Source organism: Amorphus sp. MBR-141 (assembly GCF_053628695.1).
Genome location: NZ_JBRJGW010000001.1, coordinates 477,490 through 501,704 on the forward strand (window position 1 = coordinate 477,490; position 24,215 = coordinate 501,704).

The 24,215-nt window shown below is 68.1% G+C and carries 16 protein-coding genes and 1 pseudogene; 11 read left to right on the forward strand and 6 right to left on the reverse strand.

What is annotated here, in order from left to right; genetic code table 11:
• Positions 1–60 precede the first annotated feature (60 nt).
• The 4 genes from ACSSVZ_RS02210 (at position 61) to ACSSVZ_RS02225 (ending at position 3,589) form a co-directional block, all read left to right on the forward strand.
• Positions 61–1,320, forward strand: coding sequence for an aromatic ring-hydroxylating oxygenase subunit alpha (locus ACSSVZ_RS02210; protein WP_453967975.1), 1,260 nt, complete (start codon positions 61–63; stop codon positions 1,318–1,320).
• Positions 1,320–1,802 (forward strand): aromatic-ring-hydroxylating dioxygenase subunit beta, encoded by a 483-nt coding sequence (locus tag ACSSVZ_RS02215; protein ID WP_453967976.1) that lies wholly within the window; start codon positions 1,320–1,322, stop codon positions 1,800–1,802. Before ACSSVZ_RS02210 ends, ACSSVZ_RS02215 begins: the two co-directional genes overlap by 1 nt.
• A gap of 886 nt (positions 1,803–2,688) precedes the next feature.
• Complete coding sequence (locus ACSSVZ_RS02220) at positions 2,689–3,171, forward strand: VOC family protein (protein WP_453967977.1); 483 nt, start codon at positions 2,689–2,691, stop codon at positions 3,169–3,171.
• Positions 3,172–3,211: 40 nt separating this feature from the next.
• Entirely contained in the window at positions 3,212–3,589 is a 378-nt protein-coding gene (locus ACSSVZ_RS02225) for a DUF1428 domain-containing protein (protein ID WP_453967978.1), read from the forward strand.
• 341 nt (positions 3,590–3,930) lie between these two features.
• Here the strand turns inward: ACSSVZ_RS02225 and ACSSVZ_RS02230 are convergent, their stop codons facing one another.
• From ACSSVZ_RS02230 to ACSSVZ_RS02255, 6 genes are all read right to left on the reverse strand, one after another.
• On the reverse strand, positions 3,931–11,247 hold the full coding sequence (locus ACSSVZ_RS02230; protein ID WP_453967979.1) for a hypothetical protein: 7,317 nt from the start codon (positions 11,245–11,247) through the stop codon (positions 3,931–3,933).
• Between the two features lie 107 nt (positions 11,248–11,354).
• On the reverse strand, positions 11,355–12,935 hold the full coding sequence (locus ACSSVZ_RS02235; protein ID WP_453967980.1) for a sulfatase family protein: 1,581 nt from the start codon (positions 12,933–12,935) through the stop codon (positions 11,355–11,357).
• The gene (locus ACSSVZ_RS02240; protein ID WP_453967981.1) at positions 12,932–14,926 is read right to left on the reverse strand and encodes a TRAP transporter permease; all 1,995 of its coding nucleotides are present in this window, start codon (positions 14,924–14,926) and stop codon (positions 12,932–12,934) included. The genes ACSSVZ_RS02235 and ACSSVZ_RS02240 overlap by 4 nt, the downstream gene beginning before the upstream one ends.
• Positions 14,927–14,992: 66 nt before the next feature.
• Positions 14,993–15,946, reverse strand: coding sequence for a TAXI family TRAP transporter solute-binding subunit (locus ACSSVZ_RS02245; protein ID WP_453967982.1), 954 nt, complete (start codon positions 15,944–15,946; stop codon positions 14,993–14,995).
• 73 nt (positions 15,947–16,019) lie between these two features.
• The gene (locus ACSSVZ_RS02250) at positions 16,020–17,000 is read right to left on the reverse strand and encodes a LysR family transcriptional regulator (RefSeq protein ID WP_453967983.1); all 981 of its coding nucleotides are present in this window, start codon (positions 16,998–17,000) and stop codon (positions 16,020–16,022) included.
• Positions 17,001–18,053: 1,053 nt separating this feature from the next.
• A complete protein-coding gene (locus tag ACSSVZ_RS02255; RefSeq protein WP_453967984.1) occupies positions 18,054–18,200 on the reverse strand; it encodes a hypothetical protein in 147 nt (48 codons plus the stop codon).
• 71 nt (positions 18,201–18,271) lie between these two features.
• On the opposite strand from ACSSVZ_RS02255, the pseudogene ACSSVZ_RS02260 reads away from it, so the two are divergent.
• From ACSSVZ_RS02260 to ACSSVZ_RS02290, 7 genes and pseudogenes are all read left to right on the forward strand, one after another.
• Positions 18,272–18,481, forward strand: a pseudogene (locus ACSSVZ_RS02260) (substrate-binding domain-containing protein); the annotation flags it as partial.
• A gap of 234 nt (positions 18,482–18,715) precedes the next feature.
• Positions 18,716–19,192, forward strand: a complete 477-nt coding sequence (locus tag ACSSVZ_RS02265; protein WP_453967986.1) for an RrF2 family transcriptional regulator — start codon at positions 18,716–18,718, stop codon at positions 19,190–19,192.
• 37 nt (positions 19,193–19,229) lie between these two features.
• Positions 19,230–19,733 carry a group III truncated hemoglobin gene (locus tag ACSSVZ_RS02270; protein ID WP_453967988.1) on the forward strand — a complete coding sequence of 168 codons (504 nt, stop codon included), beginning with the start codon at positions 19,230–19,232 and terminating at the stop codon, positions 19,731–19,733.
• Entirely contained in the window at positions 19,720–20,427 is a 708-nt protein-coding gene (locus tag ACSSVZ_RS02275; protein ID WP_453967990.1) for a 5-formyltetrahydrofolate cyclo-ligase, read from the forward strand. Before ACSSVZ_RS02270 ends, ACSSVZ_RS02275 begins: the two co-directional genes overlap by 14 nt.
• A gap of 102 nt (positions 20,428–20,529) precedes the next feature.
• Positions 20,530–21,117 carry an ANTAR domain-containing response regulator gene (locus ACSSVZ_RS02280; protein WP_453967991.1) on the forward strand — a complete coding sequence of 196 codons (588 nt, stop codon included), beginning with the start codon at positions 20,530–20,532 and terminating at the stop codon, positions 21,115–21,117.
• Positions 21,114–22,397, forward strand: coding sequence for a CmpA/NrtA family ABC transporter substrate-binding protein (locus ACSSVZ_RS02285; protein WP_453967993.1), 1,284 nt, complete (start codon positions 21,114–21,116; stop codon positions 22,395–22,397). Before ACSSVZ_RS02280 ends, ACSSVZ_RS02285 begins: the two co-directional genes overlap by 4 nt.
• A 410-nt stretch (positions 22,398–22,807) precedes the next feature.
• The gene (locus tag ACSSVZ_RS02290) at positions 22,808–24,169 is read left to right on the forward strand and encodes a CmpA/NrtA family ABC transporter substrate-binding protein (RefSeq protein ID WP_453968026.1); all 1,362 of its coding nucleotides are present in this window, start codon (positions 22,808–22,810) and stop codon (positions 24,167–24,169) included.
• Positions 24,170–24,215: the final 46 nt, after the last annotated feature.

Sequence of the window (24,215 nt, forward strand, 5' to 3'; positions counted from 1 at the left end):
TTTATAATTAGGCAGTGACCACCGTTCTGAGGTGGGTCGAGACAGACGGGGTATCACGAGATGAACATCGCCACGCCGAACCTGAGCTGGTCCAACCTGATCGAGCCAGGCCGTGTCCACGGGTCCCTCTATGCCGATCCGGAGATTTTCAAGGCCGAGCTGGAAAAGATCTGGTTTCGCACCTGGGTGTATGTCGGCCATATCAGCGAGATCCCCGAGCGCAACGACTTCGTGATGAAGTCGATTGGCCCGCTTCCCGTCATCATGGTGCGGGATCGGCAGGGGGAGGTTCGACTTCTGCAGAACCGCTGCCCGCATCGCGGCAACACGGTCTGCGTCACGGAAAAGGGCAACCGCTCCTCGTTCACCTGTCCGTACCACTCGTGGACCTTCGCCAACGATGGCCGCCTGATGGGCTTTGCCTTCCCCGAGGGCTATCAGGATGCCGACAAATCGCAGCTTGGCCTCGGCCAGGTTCCGCGGGTGGCGATCTACAAGGGCTTCGTGTTTGGCCGTATGGCCCCCGAGGGGCCGTCGCTGGAGGAGCACCTCGGCGGCGCGGCCGCGGCGATCGACCGGCTGTGCGAGAATTCGCCGGACGGCGAGATCGAGGTCACCGCCGGCTTCCTCCACCACCGCACCAAGGCCAACTGGAAGTTCATCCTGGAGAACGAGTGCGACGGCTATCATCCGGGCTTCGTGCACGCTTCGATCTTCTCTGTCGCCGACAGCAAGATCGGTGAGCTTTATGGACCGGATTCGACGGCGGTGACGCGCGACTTCGGGAACGGGCACACGGAAGTCGACCTGCGCCCGGAGTTCCGCAAGCGCGACGAGGTCCTGAGCTGGTTCGGGACGACGCCGCAGCGGCTTTCGGACTACGCCGCTCGGATGGAAGCGGCCTACGGCGCCGACAAGGCGCGGCAGATCATGATCGACGGCACCCCGCACATCATGATCTTCCCAAACCTCTTCATCGCCGAGATCCAGCTGTTCGTCATCCAGCCGATCGCCGTCGACGAGACGATCCAGCACGTCACCGCGTTGCAGTTCAAGGGTGCGCCGGACTTCAACCGGCGCCTGCGCCAGCAGACCATGGGCTCCGTCGGACCGGCCGGCTTCCTGCTCGCCGACGACACGGAGATGTACGAGCGGAACCAGCGTGGCCTGGCGATGAACGATCCCGAGTGGCTGTTCCTCGAACGCGGCATGCACCGGGAAAGCCACGACGCGGACGGCTACACCATTGCCCATTCGACGGACGACCTGCCGTCGCGTGGCATTTGGCGCCATTACAAGTCGATGATGGAGGCCGTGTGATGCTGGCTTCGGGTGACACGCTCCGGGACGTCAGTCAGTTCATCTACCGCGAGGCACGGCTGCAGGACACGCACGCCTACGATGACTGGGAAGCGCTGTGGGACGACGAGGCGATCTACTGGGTTCCCGCCAACGGCGCGCATCCCGATCCGGACCAGGAGATGTCGTTCATCTACGACAACCGGTCACGGATCGCGCTCCGGATCAAGCAGCTGAAGACCGGCAAGCGATACACCCAGACGCCACCGTCGCAGCTCGCACGGGTGGTCTCCAACATCGAGCTGCTCGATGACGACGGAGAGAAGATCAGGGTCGCCAGCAACGCGATCGTCTATGAATACTGCGGCCGCGGCGAGACCATCTGGGCCACCCGGAACGAGTACGCGCTCAGGCGTGTCGGCAATGAGTTCAGGATGAACAGCAAGAAGGTCGTGCTTGCGAACAATGACAAGCCGATCTTCACGCTCTCCTTCCTGATCTGACGGCGGTTTCGGCTGGCCTCGGGAGCGGGGGCCCTGTCCTCAGCGTCGCAGCCACGTGGCGTGATCGCATCGGGTGATCCGGTCTGAATGCCTGCACATGGTGTCTGCTGGTGCCAAGGTTCGGGTGGGAGAGCACACTCCATCCACGGCAGGACGACGCTTCTCCGTCTCTTTCAGGCGTCTCCGCCAGAACGGCCGGTTGGAAAAGCGCGTCTCGTGCCGATAGACGCCGGGACGGGCCAGAAGGAAGCGCTGGACCCGGTCGGCCACCTTCGAAGCGTATGCTGCCGGTGCGGACGGGATCCGCGAAAGCGCGCCGGCGACGGCGTCTCCCCCGGCTGCGGCCGTCGACAAAGCGGCGGTCATTTCGTGGAACGACAGAGGATCGAACGAGGCCGCGGTATCGCCGACCGGGAGCCAGCGCGCACCCGCGGCCGGCGCCATCCAGCCCGTCGAGGCGCTGGCGATCCGGGGCGGGGCGGCGAACCGGAGGGACGCCTCTTCGATCCAGCGGCGGACGTGCGTCGTTTCGAATATGCAGGTCTACAACTCACAAGGTCTGCCCGATCTTCCATACTCGGCGGCGGTACGGACTGACGATATGCTCGATGTGTCGGGCGTGACCGGGCACAATCCTGGATGCGTCGAACCGGTCGAGGGCGGATCGATGCCGAGGCGGAGCAGGCGTTCACCTGCGCCAGACAGACCATGGAAATGGCCGCGACGAGTGGGATGAGCTGCCGCTATCGTGTCACGCAGAGCAGAAGAAGATGGAGATGCCCGTGACCGGAAGTAAGGTGAGCGCCGCCCTCTTCGATTGATCCGATATGGATGGGGGACCCGCCCCTAATTGTGTCGGAGAACCAAGACGGTAGGGAGAATTCAGATGACCGGATTTGTCACGTGTCTGTGGTTCGACCACGGGGAAGCGAGGAACGCGGCGGAGTTCTACGCCGCCACTTTTCCAAACAGTCACGTCGATCGGCGGAACGCGGCTGCAGCCGACTATCCTGGCGGGCAGGAAGGCGATGAATTGACCGTCGAGTTCACGGTGCTCGGCCGGTCCTTCCTGGGCCTGAACGGCGGCCCGAACTTCAAGCCGAACGAAGCCGTCAGCTTCATGGTGTTGACCGAAAACCAGGAAGAGACGGACCGCTACTGGGACGCGATCGTAGGAAATGGCGGCAGCGAGAGCGCCTGCGGCTGGTGCAAGGACCGCTGGGGCTACTCCTGGCAGATCACGCCGCGTCTCCTCATGGAGTTGACGACCGGAAGCGACCGCGACAAGGCCCGACGCGCAATGCAAGCCATGATGACGATGAAGAAGATCGACATTGCCATGCTCGAAGCGGCCACGAGAGACGCCTGAGCGAACGTCGGCGAGACGCTTGGCGGGGAGGAGAGAGGATATGCCGTATATCGATGGTTTCGTGATCGCGGTTCCGACTGCCAACAAGCAGAAATTCATCGACCATGCGAACAGCGCAAATGGCGTATTCGTCGAGCTTGGCGCTGTCCGCATCCTTGAATGCTGGGGCGACGACGTGCCCGCCGGCAATGTCACCGATTTCCGCAAGGCAGTGCAGGCCAACGACGATGAGACGGTCGTCTTCTCCTGGATTGAATGGCCCGACAAGACGACACGCGACGCGGCGATGACGAAAATGAAAGAGATGATGGTGGACCCATCGAAGGTCGACCCCCGTATGGACCCGGACCAGAACCCGATGCCGTTTGATGGCAGGCGGCTGATCTTTGGCGGCTTCACCCCGGTCGTCGAGCTTTAGGCCGGTCCGGCACCGGGGGCGGTCATGCGGCACGGGTCGCGGCCGGCCACCGGTTGCGGGCCCGTGTGAAGCCTCGTTTCTTTCTGTTCGCCGATCAGCCCCGAATAGAACAACAGGTGAGTTGGACCGTTCCACGATCGGGCGACGGGCCGGTCGTGCCTTCGGGTTCGCGAGTGGCGATTTTCGGTCCAGTGGCTGCACGGATTCGTGGAATTCGTGACCGCGATTGAGAGGCTGCTGGCAACCGCCGCCCTGGCATCGGTTGCCACATGACTCCTCGTTCGAAGCTTCCGGGCGACGGGCCTCCGGATGACGAAGCGGCTTGTGAGTTCCATCGATGCTCAGAAGCGGTAGGACAGCCGCAGCTGGCCGCCGACGCTCAGGAAATCGTCGCCGGCCCGCAGCTGGGTCTCGCCGCGCACGTCCCATCCCCTGTCCTGATAGAGCTGTAGCCCCGCCGTCAGCGTGCCGACGACCGCCGGCGTCTCGATTTCGGTGGAGAAGCGGTCCGGCGTGCCGGCCAGCACCAGCGACGCGTCGATGACGCGGTCCGGCGTCGGCGTGGCGGAGGCGCCGATGCTGAAGAAGCCCCTCAGGATCGTCTGCGCGTCGACGTCGCGGCGGAAGCCCACCTCGACGGCGGGCGACACCGTCACGCCGGTGTGGTGGCTTGCGTCGACGCTGAGCGCGAACGCCGACGCGCCCTCCTCCGCGTAGCCGGGCGTGTAGAGGTGATAGACGTCGAGGTCTATCATCGGCCGGACGTAGAACCGCTCGAACGCCACGTCGTAGGCGGCCCGGGCGCGGACGCCGATGAGATAGGACGTCGATTCGCTGGAGACGGTGAGGCCGTCCGTCTCGACGTGGCGGTCGATCTCGGAGGTGCCGACCGCGCCGGCCACGCCGAGCGCCAGCGTCCACGGGCCGTCGACCCGCTTGAGCGCGAGGCTGCCGTAGTAGCTGGTGCCGGTGCCCGACACGCTGCCGCCGGAGGCGCGCGACACATCGGTGCCGAGCATGCCGCCGACGGCCCAGCCGCCGCCGACTTCCTTCTGGCCGCCGGCGCCCGTCGCCCAACTGGAGACGCTGCCGCCGGTATCGTAGCGGTTGATGACGCCGCCGCCGCCCTTTGCCCAGACGCAGGTTCCCTCGCCGATCAGCGTTGAGGTGCCTTCGAACGCCGGGCAGCTCATGGCTGCCCCGAGAATGGATCCTGAGACATCGGAAAGCTGGGTCGCGAACGTCTCGGAGCCGGCCGGCGACATGTCGTCGAGCATGGTCTGGTAGGCGGCCTGGGTGTCGATGCCGGAATAGAGCGCGGCGAAGAAGCCGGCGAGATTGGGGTTGGCGGCGTTCCACTGGCCCTGGAGGTAGGCCGCGGCCGACTGCTCGTTGGCGTCGAGGCCGCCGGCTGCCGATGCGAAGGTCGCGAACGGCGTCATGTAGAAGGTGCCGAACGGCTCCGGCTGGGCGTAGTTCCAGCCGAAGATCGGCGTCGACGGCGTGGCGGCGTAGTAGTTGTAGACGGCGGCGCCCGGGCCGGGCGCGATCACCGCGTTGGCGATCGGAAGCAGCCAGCCGGAGACGATCGGCCTGACCGTCCCGTAGAGATTGGTGTCGTACTGGACGGTCAGCCGCGGCAACGTGCTCGTCCCGAAATTGAAGGTGAGCGTGCCGGCCGTGTCCTGGGTGAAGTATCCCTCGACGCTCGACGCGTCGCCGACGTTGTAGGTGCCGTAGTTGGTGAACGTGCTGCCGTCGATGAGGACGCTGCCGGTCACCGAGCCGTAGTTGCCCACGACGAGTTCTCCGCCGCCGGTGTAGAAGATGGCGGTGTTGGATGCGGCGCTGACCGATCCGGATGAGCCGACCACGACGGCGTTGTTCAGCCCGCCGTCGACCCAGATGCCCTTGCCATTGTTGCTGCCGCCGACGATGGCCCCGTTGACCGTGATGTCGATGGTGTTCGGTATGTCCCCTTCGGTCGACTGGGCGAAGATCGCCACCGAATCCGCTCCCGTCGTCTGGACGGAGCCGGCCTGGGTGACGATGATCTCGCCACCCCCTTGACCGGAATTTCCGGCCGAGCCCGCGTACAGGGTGCCGTTGCGGGCAATCAGCCCGCCGCCGCCGCCGATGGATTGCGCGAGGATGCCGTAGGCCCCCGCGCCGGTGGTGACGATGCCGGCATCGACGTCGATGGTCACCTTGCCGCCGGTGCCGAGCTGGTTGGAGCTGACCTCTCCAAGGACACTCCACAGCAGGAGCGTTGAATTCGAGGCGTAGCCGGCGATGCCGCCGCCGCCGCCGATCGATTGCGCGACGATGGCATGGGCGCGGTCGCCGCTGGTCGAGATCGAGGATCCCGCCGCGAGCTCCAGCCCGACGGCGCCGCCATCGGAGGGGAGCTGGTAGGTGGGGCTGTCATAGATCGATCCGATCGATGTCTGGGTAAGCGACGCGTTCTGCGCGAAGGCGAGGCCGCCGCCGCCGCCGATGGACTGGGCGAGGATGCCGTATGCGTCGGCGCCACCGGTCTGGATCGTCAGAATGGAGTCCAGTCCGATCGCCCCGCCGTTGCCCTGCATGTATTCCGTCTGCGGATTGAGCGACAGGCTCACCGCGTTGGTGGCGGCCGGGCTGTCGGCGGTGAGGCTGCTGCCCTGGCCGCCAACGCCGCCGCCCATGCCGATCGACTGCAGCAGCACCGCGTGGGCGGTGTCGCCGATGGTGGTCACGGTCGCATTGCCGCCCACGAGGACGGGGCCGCCGCTGCCATAGTTGTTGCCGCCGACGGCAATCGAACCCGTGGTAAGGGTGCCGGCGGCGCTGTTTTCGCTGGCAATGCCGCCTCCACCGCCGATCGACTGGGCAACGATGCCGTAGGCGGAATAGCCGGTGCGCTGCAGATAGCCGGGCGTCGGGGTGCCTGTCCCGGTGGAAATTTCGGCGGCTGGGCCCGACGTCGGCAGGCTGATCATCACTTCGCCGCCGTCGCCGTAGGCATAGTTGCCGAAGGTCCCGTAAGAGGGCGTTCGGGCGACCCCGATGGTCGTGGCGACGGTCACGGACTCGGTGGTGTAGGCCGACGCCATGCCGCCGCCGCCGCCGATCGACTGGGCGACGATGCCGTGCGACCAGTCGCCGTGGGTGACGATCGCGCCGGAGTGGGTGACCTTGGCAAGGGCGGCCGGATTGGCGGGCTGGCCGTACGTGGCGGCATCCTCGTAGGCGGTCCCGCCGACAAGCAGAGTGTGGGTCGCGGTTCCCGCCTGTCCGCCGCCGATGGTCGCGAAGGAATCGTCGCCGGCGCTGGCGATGCCGCCGCCGCCGCCGATGGACTGGGCAACGATCGCCGGCGCGTCCCGGCCCATCGTCATTATGCCGGCGCCGGTGGCGTTCACCACGTTCGCGACTCCACCGGAGTAGCCCGTTCCGGGATTGGCATAGCTGAGCTGATCGCCGAGCGTCACGGTGAGATCGCTGTCGACGCTTCCGTCGGCGCCGATGCCACCGCTGCCGCCGATCGCGTGCGCCACAAGCCCCGCCGCGCCGTAGCCGCCGGTCGTCACGACGCCGTCGTTAGTGATGGTCGCGGCGCCGCCATTGCCGGCCGACCCCGCCCCGCCCCCGACAATGACGTTGGCGGTATAGGTGCCGCTGCTGCCGAGGATGACGCGCGGCGCCGAGCGCGACGAGGCCGTGGACGCCGCGCCAGTTCCGCCGCCGCCGCCGACCGACTGGGCGAGGATGCCGTAGGAGCGGCTTCCGGAGGTCGCGATGCCGGGGGTCCACGTCTGCCCGGCGATCGATCCCGCGGAGTTGGTGACCGATGCCGATCCGCCGTCGCCCCCGGTGCCCCCGGTGCCGCCCACGGAGACGTCGGCATTGTAGCTGTTGCTCATCGACAGCAGGGCTGCGACCGACGAATTGATGGTGTCGTACCATTTCGCCGCACCGGCGGAGGCGTCCGCCGTCCCGGCCGAACCGCCGCCGCCGCCGATCGACTGGGCGATGATGCCGTGCGACGAGCCGGCGGCCGTCTGGATCAGGCCGGCGTTCTCCACCTGCACGACGCTGCCGCTGCCACCGCCGGCGCCGGAGCCGCCGACCGAGACGTCGATGTCCATCTGACCGCCGCTGCCCGTGGCCGAACCGCCGCCGCCCGCGCCGCCGCCGCTGCCGATGGACTGCGCCAGGATGCCCGGCGCGGTGGATCCGAAGGTCCGTATCGAGCTGCCGGGATAGTTCGAGACGAACACCGACCCGCCCTGGCCGCCGGCGCCGCCGGAGCCGCCGACGGAAATGGCGAACTTGTTGGCGGAACCGGCTTCGGTGTGCAGGGTCGGGGTGGACAGGCTGGCGGTGCCAATGCCGCCGACGCCGCCTCCGCCGCCGATCGACTGGGCCATCATGCCGGCGGAGTACTGGCCGTAGGTGGCGATCGTGCCGGCTTCGCTGCCGTCGCTTGCCCCGTTGAAGGCCGTCACGGTGGCCCCGGAGCCGGCCACGCCGCCGCTGCCGCCGAGACCGACGCTGACCTGCACGTCGAACCCCGCCGACTGGATGGCCAGGGACGAGGCCGTGCCATCGCCGCCGCTGCCGCCGCCGCCGCCGATTGACTGAGCAAGAACGCCGCGCGCGCTGTCGGCGAACGTGGTGATGGTGGCATAATTGCCGGCCGTCACGCCGCCCCCGTTGCCGCCCGGGCCTCCGGAGCCGCCGACGGCATAGGAAATGCCGACGGTGGGGATCGCGATGCCCAGGCGCCGCACTCCCGGCAGTGGCAGAACCAGCGACTTGGCGGCGGCCGCCCCGCCCTTGCCGCCACCGCCGCCGATCGACTGGACGACCATGCCGTCGGAATCGGCGCCGTTGGGATTGGGAGAATTGGTGGGAACGACGAACTCCGTGCCGACGATGAGGCCGCTCACCAGCGAGGCCGAACTGTCGGTGGCGACGGCCTGGTAAATGCCGGCACCCGACAGCGTCACGGAGTAGGGGGTGCTGGAGTTCTGGGTGGTCCCGCTGAGGGTGTTGCCGGAGAGGCTGACGTTGCTGACCACCGAACCGTCGCTCCGCGTGATGGACTGGAGGGTGCCGAAGGGAACGCCGCCGGAAATGCCGCCGCTGGTGAAATAGACGGCGATATCTGTGCCGTCGGGCAGGGTGGCGAACAGCGTGCCGGTGTTGGCGACGAAGGCGACGTTCGCCAAGGCACTTGCCGCAACACCCGTCGACAGGCTGCCGTGGTTGATGCCGGTCACCAGGCCTCCGGCGCCGCCGCCGCCTCCGGCCCCGCCCATGGCCCCGGCCACGGTGAAGAACACCCCGGCGCTGTAGGAGGTCGCGGCGCCGCCGGTGCCGCCCCCGCCGCCCACCGAGTGGACCAGCATCGCCGGCCCCTGATTGCCGACCGTCGTGATCGCGCTGCCCGCGTTGTTGTAGGCCCCCGCCGTGCCGCCCCCGCCGCCGCTGCCCCCGATACCGCCGACGGCCTTGTCGTAGAAAATACCGGCGGAGTCCGCCATCCCGCCATTGCCGCCGCCGCCACCGAGGGACTGGACCAAGACGCCCGCCGCGTAGTTGCCGAGGGTGGTCACCGCGATACGCCCCCCGGCGGAGGGGGTCGAAGTGAAGGTCGCGGTGTTGCCCCAGCCACCCGACCCGCCACTTCCGCCCACCGCGACGAAGGCGGCGGAGCTGTTCGCCCCGTTGCCGCCGCCGCCACCGATCGACTGGACGAGCACGCCGTGGGCATTCTTGTCCCGGCTCTCGACGCTAGCAGAGCCCTGCAGGGTGACGGTGACGGGGCCGCCGCTGCCGCCGCCGCCGGAGCTGTCGCCGAGATATTGCAGCGCCTGGCTGCCGCCCACCGTGCCGCCGCTGCCGCCGATCGACTGGGCCAGGATGCCGAAGGCGGCATCGCCGCCGCCCGCGCCGTTCCCCGTCGCGATCGATCCGGAGTGGGTGACGGTGACGGCGCCCGCGCTGGTGGGAGGCGTGTCGCTGTCGGTCGCGGCGCCCAGGCTGGTGCCGGCGGTCCACGCAGACCCGGACACGGTGGCGACAGCCTCGTTCCGGACCACACCGCCGCCCCCGGCGCTGATCGCCACAATGCCGTAGGCGCTGTCGCCCTCGGTGGAAATCGTGCCGGTGTTGGTGACCTGGACGGTGCCGCCGAAGACAGGTTGCGTCGCTCCGGAGTTGCCGACGTTGTTGGTGCCGCTCTGGGCGGTGGCGACGAGCGGGGCGCCGCCGATGGCGATCGCCGCCATGCCGGCGCTTAGCTCGCCGGACGTGCTGATCTGGCCGGCATTGGAAAGGGTCACGGAACCCGCCGACCCTGAGCCCTGCCCGCTGCCCTCGCCGATCAGCGGGTCGCTGACCAGCGACTGGCCCGCGCTGACGGCCAGGATGCCGAAGGCGAACGGGGCAGAGGTCGCCCCGGCCGATCCGGTCACCGTGACGGAGGAACCCTGGTCGAGGGTGACCGATACCGCTCCACCGAGCGGCGAGACGAAGGCGCCCGTCGGAGTCCAGTCGCCCGCCCGGCTGAAGGCGAACACGCCGATGCCCGCCTGGTCGAGGAGGACCGAGCCTCCCGCCTGCAGCGTGACGGTGACCGCCTGCCCGTTCGCCGGGGCGGGGTTCGGCGTCGCGCCCTCGGCGGTCGGCTCGGGGACGCCGCCGCTGATGTTGCCGTTGCCGCCGATGGAGAGGGCATAGATGCCGGTTCCCGCCGGGGCGTTCACCTCGATGCGCCCGGCATGGGTGACGGTGACGGCGCCGGCGGCCCCGGCCGAGCCGGAGACATAGTGGTCCTCCGTCGTGATGAGGTTCCCGGCGGCGGCATTACCGCCGCGCGATACGGCGCTGAGGCCGACCGCGTTGCTGCCCGCGCCCGCCTGGGTGACGGTGATGGACGTGCCGGCCACCGTCGCGACGGCGACCGTGCCGGCGGCGCCACCGTTGCCGGGATAGGGCGTCGGGCTTTGGTCCACGCCGGTGGTGTAGAAGCCGATGGTCCCGTCGCCGCCGAGGGAGGCGGCCGACACGCCGACGAGAGTGGGCGTCAGCAGGTCCGTCTGAGCGCCCGTGCCGCTGCCGGAGACGGAAATCGTCGTGCCGGCACCGAGCATCAGGCCCACCGCGCCGCCGGACGTTCCGCTGAAGGTGGTGGTGGAATAGGTGCCGCTGGCGGCCAGCTCGGTGGTGTAGACGCCGTCGGTGATCGTGGCGCTCGATCCGTGAAACCCGTCCGCGCCTTGTGACACCGCCGACAGCCCGGCGGGGGCATCGGAGCTGCCGGGCTGCCCGCTCAGCGTGACGGTGCTCGCGGCCGACGTGCCGGTCGCGACGGTGACCGATCCCGCGCCGGCCGTGACGGTCGAGGTGGTGTCGATCGCGCTGGCGCCGATGGCATTGAAGTCGACCAGCGCATTGGGGGCGGGACTGGTGGTGGGAAGCCCGGTCGTCGCGACCTGCGTGCCGGTGAGCGTGACGCTGGCGCCGTCGCCGCTGGCATCGATGGACCAGCCGCCGGTCGTCTGCAGGAAGATCGGCACCGTCCCGTCGAAGCCGGTGACGTTCACCGTGCCGGGGGAGGAGCCGGTGGTCGTGACGGCGACGCCCTGCGACTGCGAGACCTGCGCCATGCCGGGTGCGGGGACCACGACAAGCAAAGCGGCTAGGGCCGTTGCCAGGCGAGAGCGAACACAACGACGGGCAATCTCGACCATGGAAACGCCTTTGCTGTGACGGGTCAGGCTCTCGCGGTCGGACAGAGTCGCATGTCGCGCAGCGCCAGCTGGCGCAGGCAGAGCTTCTCCAGCAAGTCGGCCTTGCGGGCCGATGCCTCGGAGGCGTCCCAGAGGTTGGCCATCTCGTCCGGGTCCTCGGCGAAATGGTAGAGCTCGCCGCGCCCCGGCGCCTGCTCGAACAGGCTGAGCCGCCAGCCGTCGTGCACCACCGACAGGATCGCCGAGCGCGCGTCGGCATCGGCGAACACCGAGATGCCCGGATCCTCCACCACCACCGGCAGGTTCGCCGCATCGGCCGCGAAAAGGTCGCGCCCCTGCATCCCCACCGGCACCTTCAGGCCCGCCCGCTGCAGCAGCGTCGGCGCGAAGTCGATGGCGCTCGCCTGGATGGCGGTGGTGGCTGCGCCGCCCTCGGCGTGCGGATCGTGCCAGAGGAACGGCACCCGGATGACGCTCTGATAGTGCAGGCCCATCTTCAGCACGGTGCCGTGGTCGCCCATGTAGTCGCCGTGATCCGACATGAAGCAGACCACCGTGTCGCGGTCGAGCCCGCGTGCCTTGAGCACCGCGATTACCCGCGCCAGCTCGTCGTCGATGAACGAGATCGAGCCGTAGTTCAGCGCCAGGATGCGGCGCATTCCGGCGGCGTCGACGTGGTACGGCCAGTGGGAGTTCGGGTCGGTGTCGCCCATCCGGTAGGCTTCCAGCACCGCTTCCGGCAGGTCGTTGCGGTCGCGCACGGGGCTCGCGAACGAGGCCGGCAGGTCGAGGCCCGCCGGGTCGTACATGTCGAAGTAGCGGCCGGGCGGCGTGAACGGATGGTGCGGATCCGGGAACGACATCACCAGCAGGAACGGGTCGTCGGCCGTCTGGGCCTCCAGGAAGGGGCAGGCCTCCTCGGCCACGTAGCGGGTCGGATGCAGCGCCTCGGGCACCGCCGTCCGCCAGCACTGGGCGGTCCGCTCGCTCTCGCGGTCGAGCGCGTTCTCCGGCCCGCGCAGGCTGTCGGGGTCTGGATGGCGCTCGCGCAGCCAGCCGGTGTAGTGGCCGTCCACCTGGTCGCCGTGGCCGATGCACAGGCGCACGTGCTCGAAGCCGTAATAGGGCTCCGGCAGCGACGAGTTGGGATCGGCGTGCCAGCGGCTGCGCGCCTCCAGCCCGTAGCCCGCGCCGGTGCGCTGGGTCCGCCAGGACCGGTGCACGTCGGCGGCGATCTCGTCGCCGCTTCCGCCGGATTTCCGCGGCGGCGCCGGGATGTTGGTGACGTTCTGGAAGTGTGCCTTGCCGACCAGCGCGGTGCGGTAGCCGGCCGACCGCAACACGTCGGCATAGGTGACGCTCTCCGGCGACAGCGGGATGCCGTTCTGGCGGCAGCCGTTGACGGTGGAGATCTGTCCCGTAGCCAGGCAGGCGCGGTTCGGCTGGCAGATCGGGTTGGAGACGTAGAAGCGGTCGAAGCGCGTGCCGCCCCGGGCGATCGCGTCGATGGTTGGCGTGCGAACCTGGGTGTTGCCGTAGCAGCCGAGGTGGTCCCACCGCTGCTGGTCGGTCATGATGACGAGGAAGTTCGGACGGCGGGTCATGCGGATTCCACGATTGGGTCGGCGGCCGGGGCGGGCGACCGTGCGGCCAGCGCCGTGCGGAGGTTCCACAGCGCCAGCAGGGCGCCCAGGGCGGCGCCGGCAAGGTCGGTCCACAGCGGCAGCGTGTCGGTGTGCGGGATGAGGAGGAGCAGGCCGGCCACCGCCAGCAGCAGCCGTTGCACGGGGGCCACCCGGGCGAACAGCCGGCCGACCACGGCGGCGGAGACGAGCCACACGCCGGCGAGCGCCGTGGCGGTGGCAAGCACCACGTTGCCCGGATCGCCGATCAGCAGGAGGGCGGGCGAGCAGACGAAGATGAACGGGATCGCATAGGCCGACCAGCCGAACGCCATCGCCGACCATCCGGTGCGCATCGGCCCGGCGCCGCTGATGCTCGCCGCCGCAAACGCCGCGATGGCCACCGGCGGCGTGATCATCGACATCATGCCGAAATAGAGCACGAACAGGTGGGCGGCGATCGGCTGGATGCCCACCTCCACCAGCGCCGGGGCGATCAGCGTGGCTAGCAGCAGGTAGACGCCCAGCGTCGGCATGCCCATGCCCAGCACGATGCTGGCGACCGCCGCGATGATCAGCAGGGCCGGCAGGTTGCCGGCGCCGAGCCCGACCAGCGACAGGGTGATGGCGAACCCCAGCGCCGAGACGTTCATCACGCCGATGACGATGCCGGCGGCCGCGCCGATCATCACGATGTCGGTGACCGCGAGCCCCGTGGAGGCGAGCACGCCCGGCAGAGCCCGAAGCGACAGGCCCATGCCGCCGGGTCCGTTGCGCAGCCGCAGGCCGAGGCCGATGACCACCACCGTCGCCGCGGCGAGAACGGCGGCGTATTCCGGCTGCTGGTTGAGGCTGAACAGCGCGTAGATCAGCACCGCGAACGGCAGCGCGAAAATGCCGCCGGAGGCCAGCACCGCGCGCATCCGCGGGAGGGTCTTCGGGTCGGCGGCGACCAGCCCGTCGCGGGCGGCGAGCAGGTCCACCTGGATGAACAGCGCGGCGTAGTAGAGCAGCGCCGGCACCAGCGCCGCCAGCACCACGTCGGCGTAGGAAATCTGCAGCAGCTCCGCCATCAGGAAGGCGGCGGCGCCCATCACCGGCGGCATCAGCTGCCCGCCGGTGGAGGCTACGGCCTCGATGGCGCCGGCCTGGTGCGGCCGGTACCCGGCCTTCTTCATCAGCGGGATGGTGATCACCCCGGTGGAGGCGACGTTGGCCACCGCGCTGCCCGAGACCGAGCCGAACAGCGCCGAGGCGGTCACCGCCACCTTCGCCGGGCCGCCGCGATAACGCCCCATCAGCGACATGGCGAGGTCGGTGAAGAAGGCACCGCCGCCGGCCTGATTCAGCAGGTTGCCGAACAGCACGAAGGACACCACGACGGTGGCGACGATCAGCAGCGGCAGGCCCAGCAGCGCGCCGCTGTCGTTGCTCAGGTAGACGACCAGCCGTTCGGGCGAGACGTGGCGGCCCTGCAGGGCGCCGGGCACCAGGTGGCCGAGCAACGCGAACCCGATGCTCGCCAGCACCAGCACCAGCATCGCCAGCCCCGCCGCCCGGCGCAGTCCCTCCAGTGTCAGCACCAGCAGCACGGCGCCGACGACGAGGGCGTCGGTCGGCCGCATCCACAGCCGCTCCAGCAGCGACGGGTAGTAGAGCGCCACATAGCCGGCCGCTACCAGCGCGGCGGCGGCGGCGATCGCGTCGTACCAGGGCAGCCGGCCGCGCTCTCCGCCGGAAAGCGGCCGCGACAGGTAGACGACGGCCAGCGCGATGCCCAGGAAGGCCGCGACGAACTGCTCGTTGTAGAAGGCGACGCCGAGGAGGCGCGGCACGTCGATCGCCCAGGCGACCGACAGTGCCGGGATCAGTCCGGCCAACGTCGCGGTGATCGCCCCGGTCAGGCGCCCGCCGGGCAGGCGGGCGGCGCCGGTCTCGATGCCGTCGGCCGGCAGCTCAGTTGTGGTCGACATGTCCGGCCCCTCGCCGCGATGCGCTGCCCGCCGCCGTGGCGGCGGTTCACCCGATCGGAAACGGCGCTACTTGCCGCCGATGCCGGCCTGCGTGAAGTAGGCCTCGGCCGCCGGCTGGAACGGCACGTCGGCGACCGGCTGGGTCACCAGGGCGCCGGTCATCTCGCGAAAGCCCGGGAAGATGCCGACCAGCGCCTCGCGCTTCTCCCAGATCGCCTGCGCCACCTTGGCCACCACCTCGTCGCTGACCTCCGGTCCGGCGAACAGCACGAAGGTGCCGGACATCATCGGCGTCGGTCCCTCGATGCCCGGCCGGTTCGGCCGCGGCGCGACGGTGGCGACATAGGCGCCGGGCGTCAGCTTGCGGATGGTCGCGTCGGCCTCCTTGGTGTCGGGCACCGGCAGAAAGCGCACGCCGCCCACCGATGCGTCGGCCTGGGAGACGATGCCGGAGCCGGGCGAGAAGATCGCCGCATCGACGCTGCCGCTCATGAACGCCTCGACGCCGCGGATGCCGTTCGGTACCGGCACGACGGTCACGTCGTCCATGCTCATGCCGACGGTCGCGAGCGTCGACGCCTCGTAGTTGGCGAGCACGCGCTGCTGCGGAAACTGGCCGGCGACGCGCTTGCCCTTCAGGTCCGCGAGCGCCTTGATGTCGCTGTCGGCCTTGACGACGAAGCCCGACGAGAACGGCAGCAGGTTCGCCACTACCCGGAGCCCGTCCATCTTGTGGCCGGAGAACTGGTCGGCGCCGGCATAGGCCGCGGCGACCATGTCGCTGGAGGCGATGGAGAACTCCAGGTCGCCCATCTGCACCTGGGGGATGGTGGCGTCCGGTCCGCCGGCAGGCACGATCCGCATCTGCAGGCCCGTCGCCTCGGTGACGACCCGCGCCACCGCCGCTCCCACGGTGTAGGCGAGCGATCCCTGCGGCAGCGTGCCGATGCTGTAGGTCTGCGCGGCGGCCGGTCCGGCCGCCAGCGTCACGGCGAACGCCGCCATTGCCATCCGTTTCATGCCAGGTCTCCCGTTCCCCTTGGATTTGCGGAAAAGGCTAGCATGCCTCGGATATGTGCATTTTATGAAAAATCTACTTTGAGATATGCCGGATCTGCATATCGCTAGGCGCCAGCCCCATCTGGCTGCAGGTGGTCTCCAGAAGCCGGACGAAATACAGCTCCAGCGCCCGGCGCTGGGCGCCCTCGCGCCAGAACAGGCCGACCTCCTCCACCACCTCGTCGATGCCCAGGGCAAGCTGCACCAGCGCTTCGGTCTCCTCCTCGCGGCGGAAGGTGCCGACGGGCAGGAACATCACGGCGTCGGATTCCAGCAGCAGCGTTCGGGCGATCCCCAGCGCGCTGATCTCCATGCGGTCGCGGGGCAGCGGCAGGCCGCGCCGGTAGAACACGCTCTCGATCATCGATCTCACCGGGGCGCTGGCGGCCGGCAGGATCCACGGTGCGTCGAGAAGGTCGGCGAGGGTAGCGGCTCCGGCCAGCTGGGCGGGATGTCTGGCGCGAGCGAACACTCCCCAGCGCTGGCGGTAGAGCGGCTGGGTCGTCAAGCCGTCGCCGCCGTCGGTGGGCCGCAGCCGGCCGATGACGAAGTCCAGATCGCCGGAGCGCAGGCTTGCCGCCATCTGCTGGTAGAGGCCTTCGACCACGGTGACCATCAGCCCCGGCCGTTCCCGGCGCGCCTCGATCAGCGCCTGGGGCAGCGGGCCGCCCGCCCCGTTGGGCAGCGTGCCGATGGTCAGCCGGCCGGCATGGCCGCGCTGCAGGTCGTCGATCTCCTGGGCCGCCACCCGCATGGAGGAGAGGGCTGCGCGGGCATGGGAGACGAACACCTCGCCGGCGGGCGTCGGGCTGACGCCGCGCGGCGAGCGGACGAACAGCGGCTGGCCGACGATCCGCTCGATCTCCATCACCGCCCGCGACACCGCCGGCTGGGTCATGTTCATGCTGCGGGTGGCGTGCAGGATGCTGCCATGCTCGGCGACCGTGGAGAGGATCTGGAGCTGCCGCAGCGACAGGCGCGACAGGAGCAGGGTCCTCTCGTCTCGATCGGCCATCCGTCCCTCCCCAGCGCGTGCCCGTCGCCGGTGGACAGGAGCCCGGATGATTTCGTGGCCGCGACCGATCCGTCAATGGTGATTTGGCGGAGATGCACCGCATCGGTCGCCGCATGTCGTGGTCAACGCCGCTGGTCTCGGGGCCCCGGCGATCGCAAGCGTCACCGAAGGCTACCGCGAGGCGCGGGTGCCTCAGCTTCACTACGTCAAGCGGAACTATTTCTCCTATCCGGGCCGTCCCGCCGTTTCCCAGCTGATCTACCCTGTCCCGGTCGACGGCGGCCTCGGAACGAGCGCCCGCGGCGGCAATGGCCGACACCCGGGCGATCGCCTTCCGGCTCGCGAAGCTCGAGGTCAGCAGAATGTCGCGGATGCCGGCGTTCGCGAAGACTTCCGCCTCGCCCGGCGTTGCCGCGCAGATCCCGGCCGTCCCGGCCGCGATCAGCCGCGCGGCGAGGGGGAACACTCATGCGGCTTGCTTGGGCAGAGCGTCAGTCGCGTTTGATCTCGTGGCGCTCGATGAAGTTGGTCCACTTTTCCGGCCTTATGTATCAAGCGCACCAAGGGTGCGGGGATGATCAGGGCGGGTCTGTTCGCGTTGGCGATGGTGGTGGGGCTAGGTGCTGCGGTTGTTTCGCTTGCAGAGATTGAACCAAGCCACGCTGTCGCCGCTTCGCTCCGGAATCAAGACGTGCCTAAAAATGACCCTCCGGCGAATCCCAAATATGTCCCGATATCGAACTACGCCAAATGCCACGAATTGGCATTTCCCGCTCATGATGGCGTCGTAGACTTCTTCGGTAAGGGTCGGGATCTGTGTGGCTTGAGTGGTTGTGGCGTTGGTTGGCAAATCGGCCATCGGCCCACTGATCTGAAGGTTGATAGACCTAAGCCTTTCCGCATCTTCGACCAGCCGCCAACTGGAGCTGTGAGAGTAGCGAGAAGCAGGGGTCTGGCCGAAATTCTTTCCAGTGAAACTGAGGATGGGGTCTTTGCCAACTCTGAAATCGTCGATTTTGACGTCACCAACCTGGACGTAGGCTCTCAGCTGCCTCAGCGCCGTTTGCAGCCAACCATGGCAAGGGCCAGGGAGGCGTAGATGGATCCCTCCGACAGCGACAGCAGCGAGGCGGCGAACTTCAGCGCCAGGTTCGACTGCACGGCGACGGCGATCACCAGCCCAATCGCGGCGATTGGCACCGCCACTTCGGCGGCTTGACGCGGCGCGTTGCACAGGCCGTCGATGATCCTATCACGCCCGACCCAGGTGCTCCGTGCCGGACGACATCTCCCTCGTCGGCTACAACGACATCCCGCTGGTCAGTCGTCTGCCGACGCCCCTGACGTCGGTGCGCGTTCCGTTCGACCAGATCGCAACGTCCGCGCTCGAGCTACTGGAGCTGGGCGCGGACCGGCGCGGAGACCGCCTTAGGATCGCGACGCCTTCGCTCATTCCCGGCAGGTCGGCCAGTCCGCTGAAGCCCGCGTTCCCTCTCTCGCTCGTGGTGTCGCGGCCACGCGCGATGGAGTTGCTCGATGCGCTCGTCGGCAAGCCGGCTCTTCTCCAACATCCGATCATTGAGGCGGTCGAAGGCCGGTCCGCCCGCAGTGGCTGAATCGCCACCAGTTGCTGGACAGGGACGCCGGCTGACGATGTTGCATCGGGGACAGTCTTGCTCATAAGATGCATTTGATGTGCATCTTTGGGAGGCGACATGCGCCTAACGACGTTCTCCGACTACTCACTGCGTGTGCTGATGTACGCGGCCAGCGTCGATGGGCGCCTGATCACCATCGAGGAGGCCGCGACCACCTATGGCATCTCGCGAGCGCATCTCATGAAGGTGGTCCAAAAATTGGTGCGGACGGGGTTCCTAAAGGGCGTGCGGGGCCGATCAGGAGGCTTCGCCTTGGCTAAACCACCCGCGGAGATCAATCTCGGCGCAGTCGTCCGCGCCACGGAGCCCGACTTTGCGTTGGTGGAATGTTTCGCTACCGGCAGCCAGTGCGTCATCACCAACTGCTGCCGTCTACCGAACGTCCTCAATCAGGCACTGCGATCCTTCATCGAGACGCTCGATCGCTATTCGTTGGGCGACATCATGCTGCGCGAGCGCGACTTCCTGGCCGACATCCCCGTCGCGGCCCAGGTGCGCGGCCCGGCAATCACAGCCGACCATCCGGCCTCCTGAGGTCGGAACCAAGAGGACGGACATCGTGGAGAGACGGATGGATCAAAGTGAGCGCCGTGCTGAGGTCACGACCGAGATCGTTCGCCGAACCGGCATCGACGACGCGATGATCGAGAGGGTTGTCCGCACCTTTTATGGAAAGGTGCGCGGGGACACGCTGCTTGGCCCCGTCTTCTCCAAGCGCATCGCTGACTGGGAGGCACATCTTCAGCGCCTGTGTGACTTCTGGTCGTCAGTCGCCCTCCTGACCGGACGCTACAGCGGCAGGCCGATGGAGAAGCATATGCCCCTCCCGGTCGATGCACAGCATTTCGATCGCTGGATCACGCTGTTCGAGGAGACGGTGCGGCAGATCTGCGAGCCCGTGGCGGCCGAGCATTTCATGGAGAGGGCCAGGCGCATCGCCGAGAGCCTCGAGCTCGGTGTCGCCGGGCACAACGGAGTCATCCTGATGAAAGGGGAGCGTTTCAGGCCATCGTCGCCCGGCCCGATCAGAGACGAGTTGAAGATATCGGAGGACATGGCCGATGAGCGGTTCTGACGATGAGGAGTGTTCCTGCTTCGCGTCGCCGCCCTGTTTCATGCACGAGATCGATCCGGCCTACGCCGGGATGACGGCCGACCGGCAGCAGGAAATAGACGTTGGACGCTGGCGAAAGGCGGAGCGCACGCGCCTTATTGCCAAGCGTCTCGCGATCAGCCGGGCGGTCAAGTGTGCCCATGGAGCGGCTATCGCAGGTTGGCTGAAGGAGGCGATTGGCGATCCCGCTGGGCTGACCGTCAGTGCCTATTGGCCGTTCCGAGGTGAGCCGGATCTGCGAGACCTGATGCAATGGGTGGTCTCGCGGGGTGGCAGGACGGCGCTGCCGGTCGTTGTAGAGAAGACGAAGCCACTCATCTTCCGGGCCTGGTCGCCGGGCGAGCCGCTCGCACGGGGCATCTGGAACATTCCGATCCCCGCCGCCGGGCCGGCCATTGTCCCCGATATTGTGATCTCGCCGGTGGTGGGGTTCGATCCGAACTGCTATCGGCTCGGCTATGGCGGCGGATTCTTTGACCGAACGCTCGCGAGCTGGGATCCCAAGCCTCGCATTCTCGGCGTCGGCTATGCCTTGCAGGCGGTTCCCACGATCCATCCTCAGCCGCACGACATTCCCATGGACTGCATTGCCACAGAGAAAGGCATGGTGACGCCCGCCGGGTCCGGCGAAGGCAGCGGTTACGTTCGTCGCTAGCGTGGCGGCGTGAGAGCCGCTCGATGTACGAGGCCCGTCAGAGCAACAAGCTTTGGCGAATTGCTGCATTGCACTCTGACTGAGCATGCGCAAGATTGCGGCATGGCCGACACATCCTTTCGAGTCCTGGTGATCGACGACAACGCCGTTCGCGCCTCGATCATCGAGGACGGCCTGCGCGAGGCCGGCCACGGCGACGTGACCGTCGTCACCGAGATGCGCGGCTTGCTGCGCCAGATCGTCGAGGTGGATCCGGACGTCGTCTTCATCGATCTGGAGAACCCGAACCGCGACGTTCTGGAGCAGATGTTCCAGGTCTCGCGGACGGTCCGTCGTCCCGTTGCGATGTTCGTCGACCGCTCCGATACCGCCTCGATCGAGGCGGCGATCGATGCCGGCGTGTCGGCCTATGTCGTCAACGGGCTGCGCAAGGAACGTGTCAAGCCCATCCTCGACATGGCGATCAGTCGCTTCAATGCCTTCAACCGGCTTCGCGATGAACTGGACCGGACGAAGCAGGCGCTCGAGGACAGGAAGGTCATCGACAAGGCGAAGGGGATCCTGATGAAGACGCGGGGGATCGGGGAGCAGGAGGCGTACGCGCTGCTGCGCAAGACGGCCATGAACGAAAGCCGCAGGGTCGCCGACATCGCCCAGGGACTGGTGACCGCGTCGAAGCTGCTTGGATGAAAATGATGGCCCCTACCGCCCACATGGCCCTGGACGGCAACTGCGGCGACGACAGCCGCACGGTGACGATCGGCTTCATCCCGCTGGTCGACTGCGCCATCGTGGTGGCGGCGGCCGAACGAGGCTTTGCCGAAGCGGAAGGCCTCCGCCTCTCCCTGGTCCGCGAAACCTCCTGGGCCAACATCCGCGACCGGGCCATGCTCGGCCACTTCGACGCCGCGCACATGCTCGCGCCGCTGCCGATCGCCTCCACGCTCGGTGCCGGCGGCCACCTCCAGGTGCCGATGGTGGCGCCGTTCTCGCTGGGGCTCGGCGGCAACGCCATCACGCTGTCGGAGCGGCTCTGGTCGGCGCTCGAAGCCGGGGGCGCCGACATCGACGCCGATCCCGCGACGATGGTCGGTCATCTCGCCCGCCACGTCGCGCGGCGCCGGGCCGACGGCGCGCCGCCGCTCACGCTCGCCACCGTCTATCCGTTCTCCGGCCACAACTACGAGCTTCGCTACTGGCTGGCCTCGGCCGGGATCGATCCGGATGCCGACGTCCGGCTGGTGGTCCTCCCGCCGCCTTACATGGTCGATGCGCTTGCCGAAGGGCAGGTGGACGGCTTCTGTGTGGGCGAACCGTGGAACTCGACCGCCGTGGACCGCGGCGTGGGCGTTATCGTCGCGTCCAAGTCGGCGCTCTGGCGCCAGGGCCCCGACAAGGTGCTCGGGCTTCGAAAGCAATTCGCCGACGACCACCCGGAGCGCCTCGGCGCGCTGCTTCGGGCGCTCCACCGGGCCGCGCGATGGGCCGCCGATCCGGCGAACCACGCAGACCTTGCCGGCATCCTCGCCCAGCCCGCCTACGTGGGCGGCGATGCCGAGCTCCTGCTGCGCGCCCTGCAGGGGCGGATCGTGCGCCGGCGCGGCGCAGCGGCGGTCGAGGTGCCAGACTTTCTCGTCCTGCACGACCACGCCGCCAACTTCCCCTGGCAGAGCCACGCCCTATGGTTCTGGTCGCAGATGGTGCGCTGGGGCCAGATCCCGTATCGGCGCGACGACGCCGACGCCGTGCGCATGGTCTACCGGCCGGACATCTACCGGGCTGCGCTCAGCGCGATCGCGGCAGATCTGCCCAATGCGAGTGCGAAGGTCGAGGGCGCGCTCCGGGCGGCGACGCCGGTCGCCTCGAGCTCGGGCCGCATGGTGCTCGGGCCGGACGGCTTTTTCGACGGCCGGCTCTTCGACCCGGACGACGTCGAAGCCTACCTGAGGTCGCTGGGCGTGGATATCTGACCGGCTTGGGGCTTCCCGGCGCTTGCACGCGACGTCGGTCTTGCACGGCCTTGCATGTGGTCGGCCCCGCACTGCAAAAACTCTGAGCGCAGGTGCACAAAGCTTAGCCTTGCCGCCCCGATGCGCTGTTTGTAACCTTTGGAAATTAGACGGCGTGGACAATCCCGCCGCAGCAACGGGCGCTTCCGGGTCAACGAAGGCCTCGCCCGAGTTCAACGTCCCTCACGACACATAGCTGGCGACCTCACCGTTGGGGCGCCATTGGCACCGCCGCCGATCGTCCGTTCTCGCGTCAAGGGAGAATTGCGACTGGTCGGGCGGCTTTTTTGGTTTGTGCGCGCTCTCCAAGCGTGCCGGAAGCGAGGAGCGAAGTGATGAGCGGGACCCGGACAACGACGGGCTTCGGGCGCATGGCCGCAGCCGCGGTCGCGGCCTTCTTCGGGCTGCACGTCGGCGCCGCATCGGCCGAGATGCTGCTGCCGGAGAAGGACGAACTCACCTTCGGGTTCATCAAGCTGACCGACATGGCGCCGCTCGCCATCGCCTATGAGAAGCACTTCTTCGAGGACGAGGGGCTCTACGTGACCCTCGAGCCCCAGGCAAACTGGAAGGTGCTGCTCGACCGGGTGATCACCGGCGAACTCGACGGGGCCCACATGCTGGCCGGCCAGCCGCTTGCCGCGACGATCGGCTATGGCACCGAGGCGCACATCATCACGCCGTTCTCCATGGACCTGAACGGCAACGCGATCACCGTCTCCAACGATGTCTGGGAGATGATGAGGCCGAACGTTCCGACCGGTGCGGACGGCAAGCCGCAGCATCCGATCTCCGCGGCGGCGCTCAAGCCGGTGGTCGACGCGTTCAAGCAGCAGGGCAAGCCCTTCAAGATGGGCATGGTCTTCCCGGTCTCCACCCACAACTACGAACTGCGCTACTGGCTCGCCGCCGGAGGGATCCATCCGGGCTACTACGGTGAGAACGACACCACCGGCCAGATCCAGGGCGACGCGCTGCTGTCCGTGACGCCGCCGCCGCAGATGCCGTCGACCCTCGAGGCCGGCACGATCCACGGCTACTGCGTCGGCGAGCCGTGGAACCAGCAGGCCGTGTTCATGGAAATCGGCGTGCCGGTGATCACCGACTACGAAATCTGGAAGAACAATCCGGAGAAGGTCTTCGGCATCACCGCCGAGTTTGCCGAGAAGAACCCGCAGACCGCGCTCGCCGTGACGAAGGCGCTGATCCGCGCCGCGATCTGGCTCGACGAGAACGACAACGCCAACCGCGCGGAAGCCGTCGAGATCCTGTCGAAGCCGGACTATGTCGGTGCGGACGCGGCGGTCATCGCCAATTCCATGACCGGGACCTTCGAATACGAGAAGGGCGACAAGCGGCCGGTTCCGGACTTCAACGTCTTCTTCCGCCACAACGCGACCTATCCCTTCTATTCCGACGCGGTCTGGTACCTGACGCAGATGCGGCGCTGGGGCCAGATCCCCGAGGCCAAGCCCGACAGCTGGTACGACGAGGCCGCCAAGAAGGTCTATCGCCCGGACATCTACCTGAAGGCGGCGCGGCTGCTGGTCGAGGAAGGCCTGGCCGACGAGGCGGACTTCCCCTGGGACACCGACGGCTACCGCGCGCCGACGGATGCCTTCCTGGACGGCGTGGAATACGACGGCCGCAAGCCCAACGACTACATCGACGGGCTGTCTGTCGGGCTGAAGGGCTCGGAGAAGATCAAGGGCACCGAGGTGGTCGGGGGCTGATGTCCGCCTCGCGCCCGATCCCGTTCGCCCTCCCGCACGTTCCAGC

What these genes read in the sequence shown, in the direction of transcription:
- ACSSVZ_RS02210 (WP_453967975.1), top strand. Translation starts at nt 61, where the DNA reads ATGAACATCGCCACGCCGAACCTGAGCTGGTCCAACCTGATCGAGCCA.
- ACSSVZ_RS02215 (WP_453967976.1), top strand. Translation starts at nt 1,320, where the DNA reads ATGCTGGCTTCGGGTGACACGCTCCGGGACGTCAGTCAGTTCATCTAC.
- ACSSVZ_RS02220 (WP_453967977.1), top strand. Translation starts at nt 2,689, where the DNA reads ATGACCGGATTTGTCACGTGTCTGTGGTTCGACCACGGGGAAGCGAGG.
- ACSSVZ_RS02225 (WP_453967978.1), top strand. Translation starts at nt 3,212, where the DNA reads ATGCCGTATATCGATGGTTTCGTGATCGCGGTTCCGACTGCCAACAAG.
- ACSSVZ_RS02230 (WP_453967979.1), bottom strand. Translation starts at nt 11,247, where the DNA reads ATGGCGCAGGTCTCGCAGTCGCAGGGCGTCGCCGTCACGACCACCGGC.
- ACSSVZ_RS02235 (WP_453967980.1), bottom strand. Translation starts at nt 12,935, where the DNA reads ATGACCCGCCGTCCGAACTTCCTCGTCATCATGACCGACCAGCAGCGG.
- ACSSVZ_RS02240 (WP_453967981.1), bottom strand. Translation starts at nt 14,926, where the DNA reads ATGTCGACCACAACTGAGCTGCCGGCCGACGGCATCGAGACCGGCGCC.
- ACSSVZ_RS02245 (WP_453967982.1), bottom strand. Translation starts at nt 15,946, where the DNA reads ATGAAACGGATGGCAATGGCGGCGTTCGCCGTGACGCTGGCGGCCGGA.
- ACSSVZ_RS02250 (WP_453967983.1), bottom strand. Translation starts at nt 17,000, where the DNA reads ATGGCCGATCGAGACGAGAGGACCCTGCTCCTGTCGCGCCTGTCGCTG.
- ACSSVZ_RS02265 (WP_453967986.1), top strand. Translation starts at nt 18,716, where the DNA reads ATGCGCCTAACGACGTTCTCCGACTACTCACTGCGTGTGCTGATGTAC.
- ACSSVZ_RS02270 (WP_453967988.1), top strand. Translation starts at nt 19,230, where the DNA reads ATGGATCAAAGTGAGCGCCGTGCTGAGGTCACGACCGAGATCGTTCGC.
- ACSSVZ_RS02275 (WP_453967990.1), top strand. Translation starts at nt 19,720, where the DNA reads ATGAGCGGTTCTGACGATGAGGAGTGTTCCTGCTTCGCGTCGCCGCCC.
- ACSSVZ_RS02280 (WP_453967991.1), top strand. Translation starts at nt 20,530, where the DNA reads ATGGCCGACACATCCTTTCGAGTCCTGGTGATCGACGACAACGCCGTT.
- ACSSVZ_RS02285 (WP_453967993.1), top strand. Translation starts at nt 21,114, where the DNA reads ATGAAAATGATGGCCCCTACCGCCCACATGGCCCTGGACGGCAACTGC.
- ACSSVZ_RS02290 (WP_453968026.1), top strand. Translation starts at nt 22,808, where the DNA reads ATGGCCGCAGCCGCGGTCGCGGCCTTCTTCGGGCTGCACGTCGGCGCC.